At 70.9% G+C, this 15,942-nt stretch carries 15 protein-coding genes; 3 read left to right on the top strand and 12 right to left on the bottom strand.

All coding sequences use genetic code 11. The features are described from left to right. Window positions 1–67 precede the first annotated feature (67 nt). A complete protein-coding gene (locus B124_RS30320; protein WP_496506188.1) occupies window positions 68–457 on the top strand; it encodes a PIN domain-containing protein in 390 nt (129 codons plus the stop codon). Window positions 458–553: 96 nt separating this feature from the next. Here B124_RS30320 and B124_RS30315 read toward each other — a convergent pair whose 3' ends face one another. The 8 genes from B124_RS30315 to B124_RS30280 all read right to left on the bottom strand — a co-directional run bounded on the left by B124_RS30315 (window position 554) and on the right by B124_RS30280 (window position 9,484). Then, entirely contained in the window at window positions 554–1,345 is a 792-nt protein-coding gene (locus B124_RS30315; RefSeq protein ID WP_496506187.1) for a hypothetical protein, read from the bottom strand. Then, on the bottom strand, window positions 1,342–1,680 hold the full coding sequence (locus tag B124_RS30310; protein ID WP_496506186.1) for a PadR family transcriptional regulator: 339 nt from the start codon (window positions 1,678–1,680) through the stop codon (window positions 1,342–1,344). Before B124_RS30310 ends, B124_RS30315 begins: the two co-directional genes overlap by 4 nt. Next, entirely contained in the window at window positions 1,677–2,417 is a 741-nt protein-coding gene (locus tag B124_RS30305) for a CPBP family glutamic-type intramembrane protease (RefSeq protein ID WP_496506185.1), read from the bottom strand. Before B124_RS30305 ends, B124_RS30310 begins: the two co-directional genes overlap by 4 nt. Before the next feature lie 160 nt (window positions 2,418–2,577). Further along, window positions 2,578–4,551 (bottom strand): 1-deoxy-D-xylulose-5-phosphate synthase, encoded by a 1,974-nt coding sequence (gene dxs, locus B124_RS30300; protein ID WP_496506184.1) that lies wholly within the window; start codon window positions 4,549–4,551, stop codon window positions 2,578–2,580. Between the two features lie 220 nt (window positions 4,552–4,771). Next, the gene (locus tag B124_RS30295; RefSeq protein WP_496506183.1) at window positions 4,772–6,121 is read right to left on the bottom strand and encodes a sugar ABC transporter permease; all 1,350 of its coding nucleotides are present in this window, start codon (window positions 6,119–6,121) and stop codon (window positions 4,772–4,774) included. Further along, window positions 6,118–6,909: an ATP-binding cassette domain-containing protein gene (locus B124_RS30290; RefSeq protein ID WP_496506182.1), complete on the bottom strand. Its 792-nt coding sequence runs from the start codon at window positions 6,907–6,909 to the stop codon at window positions 6,118–6,120. Before B124_RS30290 ends, B124_RS30295 begins: the two co-directional genes overlap by 4 nt. Before the next feature lie 129 nt (window positions 6,910–7,038). Continuing rightward, on the bottom strand, window positions 7,039–8,136 hold the full coding sequence (locus B124_RS30285) for a substrate-binding domain-containing protein (protein ID WP_496506214.1): 1,098 nt from the start codon (window positions 8,134–8,136) through the stop codon (window positions 7,039–7,041). 142 nt (window positions 8,137–8,278) lie between these two features. After that, the gene (locus B124_RS30280) at window positions 8,279–9,484 is read right to left on the bottom strand and encodes an ROK family transcriptional regulator (RefSeq protein WP_496506181.1); all 1,206 of its coding nucleotides are present in this window, start codon (window positions 9,482–9,484) and stop codon (window positions 8,279–8,281) included. Window positions 9,485–9,975: 491 nt separating this feature from the next. Between B124_RS30280 and B124_RS30275 the strand changes: the two genes are divergently transcribed. Both B124_RS30275 and B124_RS30270 read left to right on the top strand, forming a co-directional pair. Next, window positions 9,976–10,620: a hypothetical protein gene (locus tag B124_RS30275; RefSeq protein ID WP_496506180.1), complete on the top strand. Its 645-nt coding sequence runs from the start codon at window positions 9,976–9,978 to the stop codon at window positions 10,618–10,620. Continuing rightward, window positions 10,611–11,636 carry a hypothetical protein gene (locus B124_RS30270; RefSeq protein WP_496506179.1) on the top strand — a complete coding sequence of 342 codons (1,026 nt, stop codon included), beginning with the start codon at window positions 10,611–10,613 and terminating at the stop codon, window positions 11,634–11,636. Before B124_RS30275 ends, B124_RS30270 begins: the two co-directional genes overlap by 10 nt. 51 nt (window positions 11,637–11,687) lie before the next feature. Here B124_RS30270 and B124_RS30265 read toward each other — a convergent pair whose 3' ends face one another. The 4 genes from B124_RS30265 to B124_RS30250 all read right to left on the bottom strand — a co-directional run. Then, the gene (locus B124_RS30265) at window positions 11,688–12,617 is read right to left on the bottom strand and encodes a carbohydrate ABC transporter permease (RefSeq protein ID WP_496506178.1); all 930 of its coding nucleotides are present in this window, start codon (window positions 12,615–12,617) and stop codon (window positions 11,688–11,690) included. Between the two features lie 36 nt (window positions 12,618–12,653). Further along, a complete protein-coding gene (locus tag B124_RS30260) occupies window positions 12,654–13,685 on the bottom strand; it encodes a carbohydrate ABC transporter permease (RefSeq protein ID WP_496506177.1) in 1,032 nt (343 codons plus the stop codon). A 44-nt stretch (window positions 13,686–13,729) separates the two neighbouring features. Further along, window positions 13,730–15,151 (bottom strand): N-acetylglucosamine/diacetylchitobiose ABC transporter substrate-binding protein, encoded by a 1,422-nt coding sequence (gene ngcE / locus B124_RS30255; RefSeq protein WP_496506176.1) that lies wholly within the window; start codon window positions 15,149–15,151, stop codon window positions 13,730–13,732. 531 nt (window positions 15,152–15,682) lie between these two features. After that, window positions 15,683–15,942: transposase (locus B124_RS30250; RefSeq protein WP_496506175.1), on the bottom strand; the 260-nt coding region annotated here is incomplete at its 5' end.

The following is a 15,942-nucleotide window of genomic DNA, read 5'->3' as shown; positions in this document are numbered from 1 at the left end:
CCTGTGCCCCGGCCGCCGCGGTGGCCGGGGCACAGGCGTGTCGTACGGGCGTGGGAGGCTGGACGGCATGGACGCACCGCTCCCCCTGCTCGTCGTGGACGCCGCCAACGTCGTGGGGTCGGTCCCCGACGGCTGGTGGCGCGACCGGCACGGTGCGGCGGAGCGGCTGCGCGACGGGCTCGTGCCGTACGCCTCGGCGGGCGTGGCGGGCCTGCCGGGGCCGGTGGAGGTGGTGCTCGTGGTGGAGGGCGCGGCCCGCGGGGTGCAGGAGGTGCCGGGGGTACGGGTCACGGCGGCGGACGGCAGCGGGGACGACCGGATCGTGGCGGTCGTCGCGGACGCCGTCGAGCGGGATCCCGGGCGGCGCGTGCTGGTCGTCACGGCGGACCGCGCCCTGCGCGAGCGCGTCCAGCGCCACGGCGCGGGCACGGCGGGCCCGCGTACGGTACGGCCGTAGCGCGCGGGGCACGGCGTACGCCCCTCGTACGCGCGCAGCCCCGCTCCCCCGCGTCTCCCCGCGACTCCCCCGCGTCTCCCCGCCGTCGACGCCCGCTCAGCGACCGCCGCGGTTGCGCCACACCGCGTAGCCGGCGAACGGCAGCAGCACCGCCAGCGCCCCCGCCACACCGCCCACCAGCGTGCCCGACGCGCTGCTCAGCCCCTCCCCCGCATCGCCCGCCTCGACCGCCTCGTAGACCCCGACCGCCGCCACGGCGACCGCGACCAGCGCCAGGAGCGCGTACAGCCGCCAGGTGACGAAGACCCTGCGGGCGGGTGCGGGCGGCACCGCCGCCAGGTCCGCGGCCGGGCCGAGGCTGGCCGCGCGCGGGCGCTTGAACCAGGCGTACATCACCCAGGTCCCGCACGCCTCCCAGCCGTCCGGCGCGAGCCGCGCTTCGACCCGGTCGCGGTCCCCGAGCACCGTCTCCCTGCGGTACTCCCAGCGCTGCGCGCCGCCCCGCTCGCGCCGGCTGACGAACCGGCCGGCGGCATCGACGCGGACCAGCTCCCAGCCCTGCTCCCCGTACTCGTTCAGCAGCCGCTCGTCGACGGAGGTGCCGGCGCTCCAGCGCCACTCCTCGGCCGCCTCCTCCGGCGGGTCCCCGGGGCCGCCGTCCCCGGCGAGCTGCGCCGCGAAGGCGTCGACCGGGCCGAACTCGGCCTCCGCCGGCGTGCCGGACTCCGCGAGGTACGCCTCGACGTCGGCGACGGTCGCGGCCACCCGGTCCGCGGCCATCCCGGCGGCGCGCAGCCGGGCGGCGAGTTCGCCGGCGTAGCCGCCGGCGCCGGTCGCTGCCGCTGCCGCTGCCGCTTCCGCACCCGGCGGCTGGTGCCTGTGCGTCATGTGACTCCCCCCTTGCCGAGCAGTTCGCGTACGGACTCGTCGAACGCGAGCCAGAGCCGGCCCTGTTCGCCGAGGACGGCGCGGCCTTCGGCGGTGAGCTTGTAGTAGCGCCGGCCGGGGCCGCGGTCGGCCGCGCGGAACTCGGCCTCCAGCAGACCGGCTTCCTCCAGCCGGTTGAGTACGGGGTACAGCGTGCCCCCCTTGATCTGGCCGAGGCCGGCTTCGCCGAGGCGCTTGGCGATCTCGTAGCCGTAGCTCTCGCCGCCGGTGAGGGCGGCGAGCACGAGCAGGTCCAGTACGCCCTTGAGCCAACTGGCCCGGCGGTCTGCGGTCACGCGCGCTCCGGATGCAGTGCGGGCGGTACGGCCAGCAGGTCCCGGCCGACCGTGACGACGTTCATGAGGATGGGCAGCAGCAGGCTGCCGGTGGCCACGTAGGCGACGGTGACCACCGCGCCCCACAGGGCGAACAGCGGGATCTGCGCCGCGCCCTGGTAGAGGCCGGCCAGGGCGTGGACGGCGACGGCGACGGCCGCGGCGGGGTACACGCCGATGCCCAGGACGTCGGTGCCGAGGGCGATGAGCAGGCCGCGGTAGACGACATTGGCGCAGATGCCGTCGGTGAGGGAGACCGCGACGGCGAGCCGGCGCTCGGCGGGGGTGCGCGGGAGCATCGCCGCGATGGTGGCGAGCCCGGGGATGTTCCTGTCGTCGGCGGCGAGCCTGCGCATGTTCCGCCCGCCCAGGAGCACCGAACCGGTGAACAGGACGGCGATGCCGAAGGTGGCCAGGGCGGCGCCCGGCGAGTCGGGGAGCGCGAAGCCGACGTCGGCGGCGGCGACGCCGGGCGAGAGGAGCACGGCGGCGACCGCGAGCGCGGCCAGCGGCCACCAGATCGCGAGGAGGGTCCGGTAGAAGCGGGTCAGTGCGCGGTCGTCCGTGTCCCGTCGGCGCTCCAGGCGGGCGTAGAGCCGGCGGCCTGCCCACGGGTCCGCCAGCGCGAGGTAGGCGGCGAGCGGCAGGGCCACGGCGAGGCCGGCGGTGGAGAACTCGGGTGAGATCTCAAGAGACATCGGATTCCCCCTCTTGCTCTGATGACTAGCTAGACCATAGAGCGACCTAGGTTGGATAGCAACCTATACCGCTTCGCCGACTGCCCGGGAACGGCGAAGGGGCGGCCCGCCGGGCGGGCCGCCCCTTCTGCCGTGCAGTTCCGTCTGCTGTGCCGTGCGCTCAGTCCCTGGCGACCTCGGACACCGTGCCGTCCCCGGTCTCCTGGGGCGCGAAGTCCTCGCCCGCGCGCCGGTCGATCCGGGCCACCAGGCCGGTGACCTGGCGGGCGATGTCCGGCGCCGTCAGGCCGATGTCCGCCAGCACCTCCTTGCGGGAGGCGTGGTCGAGGAACCGCTCCGGGATGCCGAAGTCGCGCAGCGGGATGTCGACGCCCGCGTCGCGCAGCGCCTGCGCGACGGCGGATCCCACACCGCCGGTGCGGATGTTGTCCTCGACGGTGACGACCACGCGGTGCCGCGCGGCGAGCGGCGGCAGCGCCTCGTCGACGGGCTTGACCCAGCGCGGATCGACGACCGTCGTCGTGATGCCCTGCTTGTCGAGCAGGGCGGCGACCTCCAGGCACATCGGGGCCAGCGCGCCGACGGAGACCAGCAGCACGTCGGGGCGCTGGGCTTCCTCGGTGCCGCCGGCCTCGGTGCCGCCGGCCGGCTCGTGGAGCACGTCCATGCCGCCGATCCGGCCGACCGCGGGGACCGCGGGGCCGACGGCGCCCTTGGAGTAGCGCACGACGGTCGGGGCGTCGTCGACGGCGACGGCCTCGCGCAGCTGGGCGCGCACCTGGTCGGCGTCGCGCGGCGCGGCGATGCGCAGGCCGGGGACGACCTGGAGGATCGACATGTCCCACATGCCGTTGTGGGAGGCGCCGTCGCTGCCGGTGACCCCCGCCCGGTCCAGGACGAACGTCACCCCGCAGCGGTGCAGCGCGACGTCCATCAGCACCTGGTCGAAGGCGCGGTTGAGGAACGTGGCGTAGACGGCGAAGACCGGGTGCAGCCCGCCGGTGGCCAGGCCGGCGGCGGAGACGGCGGCGTGCTGCTCGGCGATGCCCACGTCGTAGACCCGGCCGGGGAACGCCTCGGCGAACTTCTGCAGGCCCACGGGGCGCATCATCGCGGCCGTGATGCCCACGACGTCGGCGCGCTCGCGGCCGATCCGCACCATCTCGTCGGCGAAGACGGAGGTCCAGTCGGCGCCGCCGGCGGCGACCGGCAGGCCGGTGTCGGGGTGGATGACGCCGACCTGGTGGAACTGGTCGGCCTCGTCCTGGCGCGCGGGCAGATAGCCGCGGCCCTTCTCGGTCAGGCAGTGCACGATGACGGGCCCGCCGAAGCGGCGGGCGCGCTGCAGCGCGGACTCGACGGCGGCGATGTCGTGCCCGTCGATGGGGCCGACGTACTTCAGCCCCAGGTCCTCGAACATGCCCTGCGGCGCGATGAAGTCCTTCAGGCCCTTCTTGGCGCCGTGCAGGGTCTCGTACAGCGGCTTGCCGACCACGGGCGTGCGGTCGAGCAGCTCCTTGCCGCGGGCGAGGAAGCGCTCGTAGCCGTCGGTGGTGCGCAGGGTGGCGAGGTGGTCGGCGAGGCCGCCGATGGTGGGGGCGTACGAGCGTTCGTTGTCGTTGACGACGATGACCAGCGGGCGGTCCCGGGCGGCGGCGATGTTGTTCAGCGCCTCCCAGGCCATGCCGCCGGTCAGCGCCCCGTCACCGATGACGGCGACGACGGCGGCGTCCCGGCCCCGCACCTCATTCGCCTTGGCCAGGCCGTCGGCCCAGCCGAGGACGGTGGAGGCGTGGCTGTTCTCGATGACGTCGTGGTCGGACTCGGCCCGCGAGGGGTAGCCGGACAGGCCGCCCTTCTGCTTGAGCTTGCCGAAGTCCTGGCGGCCGGTGAGCAGCTTGTGCACGTACGACTGGTGACCGGTGTCCCACAGCACCCGGTCGCGGGGCGAGTCGAAGACCCGGTGCAGCGCGATGCTCAGCTCCACCACGCCGAGGTTGGGACCGAGGTGGCCGCCGGTGCGGGCGACGGATTCCACGAGGAAGGTGCGGATCTCCGCGGCCAGCCGCTCGAGCTGCTCGGGATTGAGCCGGTCCAGGTCGCGGGGTCCCTTGATACGGGCCAGCAGTGCCACCCGTGCCTCCTTGCTGTCGCAGCCTGCTTTCGGGCCGTACGGTGCGCCCGGGCCCCGCCGCCCACGCGGACGTGCCGGATCCGGAGCGTCCGGACGAGTCTAATGTTCCCCATGTCCGGTCGCTGATCCGACAGTGCGATGTATGCCACAGGTCCGCAACAGCTATGCCCCCGGACCGGGGTCGGCACGGGGGCACAGCGGGTGGCGGGCGGGACGCCGGTCAAGCGCGTCCGGCCGATTTCTGGGTGCGGCGGGAGACGGAGTCGATGACGACCGCCGCCAGCAGCACCGCACCGGTGATCATGTACTGCACCGGCGCGTCGATGCCCTTGAGCGCCAGGCCCGACTGGATGGAGATGATGACCAGCACGCCGAGCAGCGCGGACCAACTGCTGCCCCGGCCGCCGTAGAGGCTGGTGCCGCCGATGACGGCCGCCGCGATGGCGTTCATCAGCAGCGTGCCGCCGCCGGCACCCTGGTTCGCCGCGGCGATCTTGGAGGCCATGAACAGGCCGCCGACCGCCGCCAGCGTGCCGGAGGTGGCGAAGACGGCGATGCGCATCAGCTCGACGTTGATGCCCGCCCGGCGGCTGGCCTCGACGCTGCCGCCGAGGGCGAAGATCCGCCGGCCGAAGCCGGTGCGGCGCAGCACGAAGTCGGCGCCGACGACCACGACGAGGAAGACCAGCAGCGCCAGCGGCAGGCCCTTGTGCTGGTTGAGCACGTAGGCCGGGACGTACGCGAGCACCGCGAGGACCGCCGTACGCAGGATGATCTCGCTCAACGGCCGGGCCGGCACGCCGGCCCCCGCGCGCCGTTTCGCGTCGAAGTACGCGGCGGCGAAGTAGCCGGCGACGGCGACGGTCGCGAGCCCGTAGGCGGCGGCGACGTCGGTGAAGTAGTACGTGGTGAGCTTGCCGACGATGCCGTCGCGGTCGAGGTTGACGGTCCCGGTGCTGCCGAGGATGTAGAGCATCAGGCCCTGCCAGCCGAGCAGGCCGGCCAGGGTCACGACGAGCGGCGGGACGCCGATCCTGGCGAAGAAGAAGCCGTGGAAGGCACCGGTCGCGGTGCCGATGAGGACGGCGAGGATGATCGCCGGGACTTCCGGCCAGCCCTCGTTCACGGCGAGCACCGCGAACACCGCGCCGGCCAGGCCGCTGAGGGAGCCGACGGACAGGTCGATCTCGCCGAGCAGCAGCACGAAGATGATGCCGACGGCGATCAGGCCGGGGCCGGCGATGTCGACGGAGATGTTGGACAGGTTCCGTGCGGACAGGAAGGCGTCGTCCAGAACCTGGAAGATCGCCATGATGAGGATCAGGCCGACGGCGACCGGGACGGAGCCCAGCTCACCCGCCCGCATCCGGCGCTTGAACTCGGTCAGGTAGCCGGCGAACCCCTGCTCGCGGACGAGCAGCCGGGGGTCGACGGCGGTGACGGCGTCCTTGGCGACGCCGGGCGCGGACTCGGCGGACGGGGTGTCGGCGGGTGCGGATTCGGTGCGCGGGGCGGACTTCGCGAGGTCGGGCTTCGCGGCGTCCTCTGTCCCGATCCCCTCGGTGCTCACTTCTCTGCCTCCGCGCTGGTACGTGCCGAGCGGCGCGTCACGGCGTTGTCCGTGGCGCCCGTGATGGCGGCGACGATCTCTTCCTGCGTCGTGGTCGCGACGTCGAAGACGCCGTTGTTGCGGCCGAGGCGCAGCACGGCGACCCGGTCGGCGACGGCCCGGACGTCCTCCATGTTGTGGCTGATCAGCAGCACGGCGTGGTTGCGCTCGCGGAGCCGCTCGACGAGGTCGAGCACCTGGGCGGTCTGCTCGACGCCGAGGGCGGCGGTGGGCTCGTCGAGGATGACGAGCTTGGGGTCGCCGAGGAGCGAGCGGGCGATGGCCACGGTCTGCCGCTGGCCGCCGGACAGGGAGGCGGTGGGGATGCGGACGCTGGGGATGCGGATGGACAGGGTGGTGAGCAACTCGCGGGAGCGGCGCTCCATTTCGACCTCGTCCAGAACGCCGACGCGGCGTATCTCGCGGCCGAGGAAGAGGTTGCCGACGACGTCGAGGTTGTCGCAGAGCGACAGGTCCTGGTAGACGGTCGCGATGCCCAGGTCCTGGGCGTCGTGCGGCCGTTGGATGCGAACGGGGCTCCCGCCCCACTCGATGCAGCCGTCGTCGATGGCGTGGACGCCGGCGACGGTCTTGACGAGCGTGGACTTTCCGGCGCCGTTGTCGCCGACGAGGGCGAGGACTTCACCGGCGCGGACCTCGAGATCGACGTCGGTGAGCGCCTGGACTGCACCGAACCGTTTCGAGATCCCGCGCAACGCCAGCACGGGCGTAGCGGACACGTGAACCATCTCCTACAGGGGGATAGGCGTGGGTGGGGGTGAGGGCGGTCTGTGGCCATGGGCCCGGGTGCCCGGGGCCCCGCCGGCAGCGGGATGAGTGGCGGGTCCCCGGGCACGCGGGTGGCTGTCAGGGCGCGCTCACTCCAGGCCGGCGTCCTTGCAGGCGGAGGCGAACTTGCCCTTGCAGATCTGGTCGATCGTCCAGAGACCGTCCTTGACGACGGTCTCCTTGATGTTGTCCTTGGTCAGCGCGATCGGCTCGATCAGCACGGCCGGCACGCCCTTGTCGGTGGGGCTGTCCACGGTGCTGGTGGCGACGGAGTCGAGCTTCTCGCCGCGGGCCGCCTTGACCGCCATCTCGGCGGCGGCGTCGGCCTCCGGCTTGTACGGCTTGTAAACGCTCATGTACTGGTCGCCGGTGACGATGCGCTGCACGCCGGCCAGCTCCGCGTCCTGGCCGGTGACCGGGGGCAGCGGGTCGAAGTCGGCGTTCTGCAGGGCGGTGATCGCACCGCCGGCCATGCCGTCGTTGGCGGAGTAGACGCCGATGATCTTGTCCTTGCCGAGCGAGGAGATGGCGCCCTGCATGTCGGAGTTGGCGTTCTCCGCCTTCCACTCCTCGACGTCGTACTCCTTGCCGACGTTCACCTTGCCGTCGAGGACGGAGTGCGCCCCCTCCTTGAACATCGCGGCGTTCGGGTCGGTGACGGAGCCGTTGAGCATGACGACCTCGCCGTCCTTGGCCTTGTCGCCGAGCGCCTCCAGCAGGGCTTCGCCCTGGACCTGGCCGACCTTGTTGTTGTCGAAGGAGGTGTAGCCGCTGATGGGGCCTTCGGCGAGGCGGTCGTACGCGATGACGGGGATGCCCGCGTCGTCGGCGGCGGCGACGCCCGTGGCGATCGCCTTGGAGTCGACGGCGTCCAGGATCAGGGCGTCGACGTCCTGCGTGATCATGGTCTCGACCTGCTGCTGCTGGGTGGTCGCGTCCTGCTTGGCGTTGTTGTAGACGATCTTGGTGTCCGGGGCCAGCTCCTTGATCTTCTCCTCGATCAGCGGCCGGTCGAAATCTTCGTAGCGCGCGGTCTGGTCCTCCGGCAGGAGGAGACCTATCGTCAACGGCCCGTCGTTCTTCTTGTCACCGCTGTCGGAATCGCTGTCGGCCTCATCGGCGCTGCCACAGGCCGCGATGCCGACGGTCATGGTTACGGCGGCCAGTGTGACTGCCGCACGGCGCAGATAGGTGTGCACGGTCGAACCTCCCTGACGTGGCCGCGCCTTCGCGGCCGAGGTGTTCGGTAGTCAACTCGCCCGTAACCATGCCGTCAAGAAGTAAATGCTTAACGAGACGGATACGATCGCCTGGTTTCTCTACGTGAACTCATCCTTCTGTGAGAGCGGGCGCGAGAACCGGCACGGCGCCGTCAAGGATCGAACGGTCGCCCATCTCGCTCAGCACCAGCGCCAGCGCCCCGAGCACCTCCGCTCGGCTGCCCAGCGACCCGGAGGCCAGGTCGAGCTGGCGGGCGGCGCTGGGGATCGCGTAGCGCGCGACGGACTCCCCTATGGGCTGCAGGATCAGCTCCCCGGCCTCGGCCAGGTCGCCGCCGAGCACCACCCGGCTGGGGTTGAGCAGGTTGCACAGGCTGGCCACGCCGCTGCCGATGTGCCGGCCGACGTCGGCGATCACCCGCCGGCAGCCGGGGTCGCCGTCCCGCGCGAGCTGCACCATGCGCTCCACGGTCAGCCCGGGGCCGTGGCTGGCCTCCAGCAGACCGAGTATGTAGCGCCCGGCGGTGAAGGTCTCCAGGCAGCCGCGGTTGCCGCAGCGGCAGACCGGGCCGGACTCGTCCAGCGTGATGTGCCCTATCTCACCGGCCGTCCCGCCGGGGCCGCGGTAGAGCTGCCCGTTGATCACCAGACCGGCGCCGACGCCGCTGGCGACCTTGATGTACGCCACGTCCTTGGCCCCCCGGCCACTGCCCCAGACCAGCTCGCCCAGGGCGCCGAGGTTCGCGTCGTTGTCGACGTACACCGGGACGCCGAGGCGGGACTGGAGGTCGTCGCGCGGGTTGGTGCCGGTCCAGCCCGGCAGGATGGCGGTGGAGCCCAGCACGCCGGTCTCGGTGTCTATCGGCCCCGGCACCCCGAGCCCCACGCCGACGACCTTGTCCGCGGGCACGTCCGTGGCCCCCACGAGGCGGCTCACCAGGGCCTGCGCCCGGTCCAGGCCCTGGGTGGCGGAGGCGTCCACGTCGATCGGCTCGGACTCCTCGGCGAGCACCTGGTGCGCCAGGTTGCCCACGGCCACGCGCAGGTGCGTGTGGCCGAAGTCGACCCCGACGACGATTCCGGCGTCGCCGCTCAGCGACACGGCCCGGGCCCGCCGCCCGCCGGCGGAGGTGGGCGTGACGCTGACGGTGCCGCTCTCCTGCAGTTCACGTACGATGTTGGAGACCGTGGCGGCGGACAGCCCCGTGCTCCGTGCGATCTGCGCCTGGGTGAGCGAACCGGACAGTCGCACGGCGCGCACGACGCGCTCAAGGTTTGCCCGGTGCAGCGAGGACTGCGAGCCCGGAGTCTCCACGGCCATCCACTCCTGGTTCGGCGGGTGACACGACGGCCGCCCACCTCCCGGGCCACACCGATGCGACCCGGATCGCCTACAACTTATGAAGTCTAGGCTCGACGGCCATGGTTGCCGCCGTCAAGACCTTGACGGCGTGACTATTCCGTAACCCGCACACTTCCGCGGTACCGAGGCCGTCCGGCCGCCCCGCCCACCCGCGGTTTCCGGCAGCGGCTCCGGGTCGGCCACCGCCCGCCCGGAGCCCGGCGGGCCCCTTCAACGCCCCCGCCCGCGGCACGGCTGTGCCGCGTGTCATTGCCGTGGCACGTGTAACGGCTGTGTCGCGAACTCCCGTCATCCGGTGGCCCGTCCAGGTCATGGCTGGATAACGTTGTTTCGAACATGACGCGCGGGGAACGCACAACCGCTCGGAAGGCCAGACCACTTCGAGCCCGTACCGGACCGCCCCCTGCCGCAGTCAACCGGACGACGCTGGGAGTTGGTCATCGATGCGGCACCGCACCCTCGGCCGGGCGACGGCCGCAGCCCTCGGCGCTGCGCTGCTGCTCACCGCCTGCGGGGGCTCCGACGACGGCGACGGCGGAGAGGACATCGTGGGGGCGGAGACCAGCGAGTCCGCGTCCCCTGACGTCCCCGCGGAAGAGGACCCCGACGCCCCCGCCTTCGACTTCCCCGACGACCTGAAGGCCGACGTGGAGCCCGCGGACACCGGCGACAAGAAGAAGGACGCCGTGCTGCGCGACCACGGCTACGCCCTCAGCGCCATGGTGGAGAGCTACGGGCAGCAGAAGGCGACGGCCAACTTCGAGCAGTACTGGCAGGATCCGGCCTACACGAACTACGTGAAGGACTTCAAGCGCTTCGCCGACGAGGGGCAGCGCATCGCGGGCACGGGGCGGTACTTCAACCGCGAGGTCAAGCAGGTCACGGACGGCAAGGCGCTGATCGTGTTCTGCGAGGACCAGAGCGACGGCTACGTCGTCGACGCCGAGACCGGCAAGAGCGTGGGCAGCGACGGCGGCGGCGACGCCGCGGTCCTGCGGCTGTACCGGCAGACGCTCACGCGCGCGGACGACGGCACCTGGACGGTGACCGAGTCCGACTGGACGGAGGGAAACGGAACATGTCGGTGAACAAGGCGGTCGCGGTACGCCGGTCGGGGATCGGCCTCACCGCCGCGCTGAGCGTGTCCGCGATGCTGCTGACGACCGCGCAGCCCGCGTACGCGCAGGGCGGCGGCTGGGGCACCGACGGGGGCGGCGGCTCCGACGGCGGCGACAACATCAGCGCGGTGTCCCAGGTGACGGTCACCACCACCGGCGGCGACTCCTCCGCCCCGCCGATGACCCCGGCCCAGGGCAACTGGACTCCCCCGGCGTGCTGGCTGGAACCGGTCATGACCTCCGAGGAGATGGCGGAGTGGGGGCCCGGCACCTGGACGAGCTCGGAGAGCGCGCAGGCCGACTGGATCCGGGAGTGGGAGGACAAGGAGTGGAACAAGGACAAGGACGGCGCCTGGTGGGACGTCGTCTACAACAAGGACATGGGCAGGGACGAGGCGCTCGCGGCATGTGAGGTCCTCCAGGGCAACCCGGTCTGGGTGGACCAGGGGGACGTGCCGGAGGGCGGCCCGGCCATCAGCCCCGAGATGCTCGCGGAGATCGCCTACAACGCGACCAGGCTGCCCGCCCCGCCGGTGCGGTTGAAGCCCGACTTCGCGCTGCAGAAGGTCAACCTGCCGGTGCACGCCACGTTCCAGAGCGACACGGGGCTGCAGCGGGTGGCGACCACCGCCAGCGTCGACGTCCTCGGCGTCCAGTTCGCTGCCACCACCGTGGCCACGCCCAAGCGGCTGCAGATCGACGCAGGCACCGAGTACGCCGAGCCGCAGACCTGCACGTACGAACTCAGCGGCGGCGCGGGCGGGTACAACGTCAACACCGAGGACGCCGCCTGCAACGTGACGTACCGCAAGTCCTCCGGCGGCGGCACCTACCCGCTGGAAGCCTCGCTCACCTGGGAGGTCCACTGGACCGCCTCGGCCGACCCGGACGGCCCGCCGGAGGCGGGCGACCCGCAGTTGCCCGAGGGCCTGTCCTCCGGCACGTACGACGTGACCGTCAAGGAGATCCAGACGGTCGTACGCTGACCGCCGCCCGGCGGCCGGTGCGGTGGGCCCGCACCGGCCGCCGCGCGCGTCCTACTTCACCGCGCCCGCGGTGAGCCCGGACTGCACCTGGCGCTGGAAGATGATGTACACGACCAGGATCGGCAGCGCCGCCATCACCAGCCCCGCGAAGAGCCGGCCGTAGTCGGAGCGGTAGCCGGCCTGGGCGAAGAGCAGCCCGATGCCCTGGGTGAGCACGTAGTCGTCCTCGTCGCCCTGGTTGAGCGCGAAGGGCAGCACGTACTGGTTCCAGTGCCCGAGGAAGTTGAAGATGCCCACGCTGATCAGGCCGGGCTTCGCCATGGGCAGCATCACCTGGAAGAAGATCCGGCTGTGGGAGGCCCCGTCGATCTCCGCGGCCTCGGAGACGGACGAGGGCAGCGTGCGGAAGAACGTGGTCATGAAGAAGATGGTGAACGGCATGGAGTACGCGATGTACACCATGATCAGCCCGTGCCGGGTGTCGAGCAGCGACAGGTTCTTCATGACGAAGAACAGCGGCACGAGCGCCATCACCACGGGGAAGGCCATGCCGCCGACGAAGGTGAAGTAGACGATGCGCGCGCCCTTGAAGTCGAACCGGGCGAGCACGTACGCCGCCATCGACCCGAAGAGCATCGTCAGCGGCACCGAGATGGCCACGATGACCACGGAGTTCGCGGCATAGCGGCCGATGTGCGCCCGGCTCCAGGCGTTCGACCAGTTCGCCCAGTCGATGCTGGTGGGCAGCGACCACGGGTTGGCCAGGATGTCGCCCGAGTCCTTCAGGGCGTTCATCAGGGCCCAGACCAGCGGGCCCGCGGCCAGCACGGTCCACAGGATCAGGAAGCCGTGCGAGAAGACGTTGAGTACGGCGCCCTCGATCTTCTTCCGCGGCTCCAGCAGCGGCGACCGCGACGGGTCGTCGGCCACGTCCGCCTTGTCGAGCGCGGCTGGGCGGTCGGTGGGTTCCGCAGTGGTCATGACCTGGCCTTCCGGATCGTGCTCTGCACTCGATGCTCAGTACTCGATGCGGTCGCGGCGCCGGCCGACGGACAGCGCGGCCACGGCGAGGATCATGGTGAGGAGGAACAGCGCGACGCCCATCGCCGCGCCCCGGCCGGCCTGCAACTGGCTGAAGCCGGTGTTCCACAGGTAGACGCCGAGCACCATGGTGGAGTCGTCGGGTCCGCCCGGCCCCTGGGTGATGATGTTGACGACGGCGAACGACTCCGCGCCGAGCGCCATGATCCCCATGTACACCCAGCCGGTCTGCACGGTGTCCCGGATGAGGGGCAGGGTGATGCGGAAGAAGGTCGCCGCCCGGCTTGCGCCGTCCAGCAGCGCGGATTCGTAGATCTCCTTGGGGATCTGCCCGATGGCCGCGGAGAACAGGACCACGAAGAACCCGACCATGGCCCAGCACATCACGATCACCACGGCCCACAGGGCGAACTTCGAGTCCGCCAGCCAGCCGCCGTTCGGTGACAGCGCCTCGGGCAGGAGGGGTTCGAGCAGGCCGACGTCGGGTTTGAAGATATAGCCCCACAGCGCCGCGATCACCGCGATGGACAGGGCCTGCGGAAAGAAGTACACGATCTTGTACGTCTTGGCGCCCCGGACCCCGGAGACGGCCTCGCCCTTCTTGTGCCGGCCGCCGACGGTGACCATGAAGGCGAAGAACAGCCCGAGGCTGAGCGTCACGAGCGGAACGGCGAGGGCGAGAATCAGGTTGTTGCGGACGGCGGCCCAGAAGGTCGAGTCGTCCAGCAGCCGGGAGTAGTTCTCGAACCCCACCATGTTGAAGTCGCTGCTGACGCCGGTCCAGTCGGTGAACGAGTAGTAGAAGGTCTGGACGAACGGTGAGATGACGAAGACCGCGTACAGCCCGAAGGGGATGATGAGGAATCCCACCACGAACCGGTACTTGACGAATGACCGGTACCGCGGCGAGCTGCGGAAGCTCGTTTTCCGCGACTTCTCCGGCACCGGCCGCGCCGCTGCTTTCCGTGGTTCCCCGACCTTCGTCGCGGCATGGCCGTCGTCCGTCATTCCGGCGCCCCCATCTTGCTCGTTCACCGACTGGATCCGCCGCTTCAGTGCTTGTACTTCTTGATGCTGTCGTCCTGGGCCGTCTCGTCGGCGATGCCCTGGATCTTGTCGATGGCCTCGGCGGGCTTGATGCCGCCCTTCATCATGTCGCCCCAGACGAAGACGATCTTCTCCCGGTACGGGGTCGGGTACCAGTCGGGGAAGCGGGGGTTGAGGAAGTTCTCGCCGGCCCCGTCGAGGAGCCCGACGGCGGCGGTCAGCCCGGTGCCGAGGGTGAGGCCCTCCTCGGAGCCCTCGACGCAGGCGAGGGACGACACCAGCTCGGTGAAGCCCGACGCGGACTTCTTGCTCAGCATGTTCCGCAGGAACTCCATGGCGCCCACGGAGTTCTTGGCCTTCGCCGGCACGATGAAGGGCTCGCCGGCCTGCGCCCAGATGGTCTCGAACGGCATCGCGTCCGAGCTGTCCAGGTTCGGCGACGGACCGACGGCCATCTGGAAGTCCGGGGGCGTGGTGTCCTTGGACTCGTTCTCCACCCACGAGCCGTTCGGGATGAAGATGCAGTTCCCCTTCTCGGTCCAGTCGGTCTGGACGTCCGTGTGCGTCTTGCCGGGCGAGTTCTTCAGGACGTAGCCCTTGTCGTACAGCTCGTAGTGCGCCTCCATGACGGCTTTGACCGCGTCGTGCTTCCAGGCGTTGGGTTCGAGGTTGTCGATCGCGTCGAGCACCTCGACGCCGCCGACCTTGCCGATCATCGGCAGCATGCTGAAGCCGAGGTACTGGGGGAAGACGCCGGTGTACGCGAATCCGGCGATGCCCTGCTTCTTCGCGTCCGCGCAGATGGCGAGCATGTCGTCCCAGGTCTTCGGGTACTCCCAGCCGTTGTCGTCCAGCAGCTTCTGCGAGTACCAGAGCCCGAACACCGAATAGGCGATGTTCATCCGGTAGACCTTCTCGTCACCGTACTGGCCCATCTCGATGGTGCCGTCGCGCAGGGTGTCGCGGACCGTCTTCGCCGGGTCGTCGATGGACGGGGCGTCGAGCAGCGGGGTGAGGTCGGCGAGCTGCCCCTGGGTGATGAGCGCGGGCACGTCCATGGCCTCGTCGCCCGAGTTGTTGATGAGGTCCGGCGGGTCGCCGGCCGCCATCCGGCCCTGGACCTTCGACTGGATCTTCTCCGTCGAGTTGGTCTCCACCTTGCCGAAGTTCTTCTGGAACGCGGTGGCGTCGTCGTCCACGTACTTCGTGCCGAAACCGCCGTCGAACATCAGTACTTCGAGGCCGGCGTTCTTGTCCACACCGAGGGGATTCTTGTCGGTCTTGTCGCCCTTCGCCCCACCGTCGCTGTCGTCGTCGCCACCGCTGGCACACGCCGACAGAGCACCGACGGTGGGTACGGAGATCAGGCCGAGGGCCACGGCCCGCTTGATCAGATCACGGCGACCGACATGCGAGTTGGATCCCATGCTCAAGTCCTCACTCTCTCCAGGACTCAGGCGGTGTACCGGATCCCCCGATGCAGCGTGCCTCATGTGCAGGAGCCGATTACCGCGGTCAGCTGTTACGTGAGTGGTGCAGGGTGGTACGCCGGAGGGTTGGGGTGCCGCCGGGTGCGGACAGGTATAGTCCACTCCGCGCCGCCATATCAAGATCGAATACAAGGTTCACCGAGACTATTTCCCTACTTGAGACCTGCGGGAAACGCCCTGCGGCCCGACCCGCACCCGGTCGGCCGGAATATCCGGCAAGGGCACCCTCGGCCGCCATTGGTCCAGCCTTCTGAAGCCCCGCGCCCGACGGCCCCGGGCACCGCCGGCGCCCGTCTGGAACGCCCTGCTCAGCGCGGCGGGGCGGGACGTCCGCGGCGGCGCCGGCGGCACCCGTACGGCCCGGCCCGCGGCGTGGGTGGCGACGGGGGTGGCGACACGGAAAACCCCGCGCCCTCCCGGGTGGGAGGGCACGGGGTCCGGGCCGGTCGTGGGATGCTCTTATGGATGTCAAGCGGCGGTGGTGAGCTGTTCGGCAGTGGTGGTGGTGGTGTTGGCCGGGGTGGTCAGGACTTGGTAGATCTCGCGGGCGATGTACCGCTTGAGGCAGCGGATGATCTCCTTCTTGGACAGGCCGTCCTTGGTGCGCCGCTGCGTGTACTCCTTGGTTCGCTGGTCCCAGCGCAGGCGGCAGAGCACGATGCGGTAGAGCGCGGAGTTGGCCTGCCGGTCGCCGCCGCGGTTGAGGCGGTGGCGGTGGGTGCGGCCTG

Source organism: Streptomyces sp. CNP082, assembly GCF_059570535.1.
The sequence above is the reverse complement of the archived record's forward strand: the minus strand, read 5'-3'. Positions and strand labels throughout refer to the sequence as shown.

Coding starts and splice junctions, on each gene's coding strand:
- ngcE (WP_496506176.1), bottom strand. CDS start 15,151: ATGGGATCCAACTCGCATGTCGGTCGCCGTGATCTGATCAAGCGGGCC.
- B124_RS30270 (WP_496506179.1), top strand. CDS start 10,611: ATGTCGGTGAACAAGGCGGTCGCGGTACGCCGGTCGGGGATCGGCCTC.
- B124_RS30315 (WP_496506187.1), bottom strand. CDS start 1,345: ATGACGCACAGGCACCAGCCGCCGGGTGCGGAAGCGGCAGCGGCAGCG.
- B124_RS30305 (WP_496506185.1), bottom strand. CDS start 2,417: ATGTCTCTTGAGATCTCACCCGAGTTCTCCACCGCCGGCCTCGCCGTG.
- B124_RS30320 (WP_496506188.1), top strand. CDS start 68: ATGGACGCACCGCTCCCCCTGCTCGTCGTGGACGCCGCCAACGTCGTG.
- B124_RS30260 (WP_496506177.1), bottom strand. CDS start 13,685: ATGACGGACGACGGCCATGCCGCGACGAAGGTCGGGGAACCACGGAAA.
- B124_RS30290 (WP_496506182.1), bottom strand. CDS start 6,909: ATGGTTCACGTGTCCGCTACGCCCGTGCTGGCGTTGCGCGGGATCTCG.
- B124_RS30265 (WP_496506178.1), bottom strand. CDS start 12,617: ATGACCACTGCGGAACCCACCGACCGCCCAGCCGCGCTCGACAAGGCG.
- B124_RS30275 (WP_496506180.1), top strand. CDS start 9,976: ATGCGGCACCGCACCCTCGGCCGGGCGACGGCCGCAGCCCTCGGCGCT.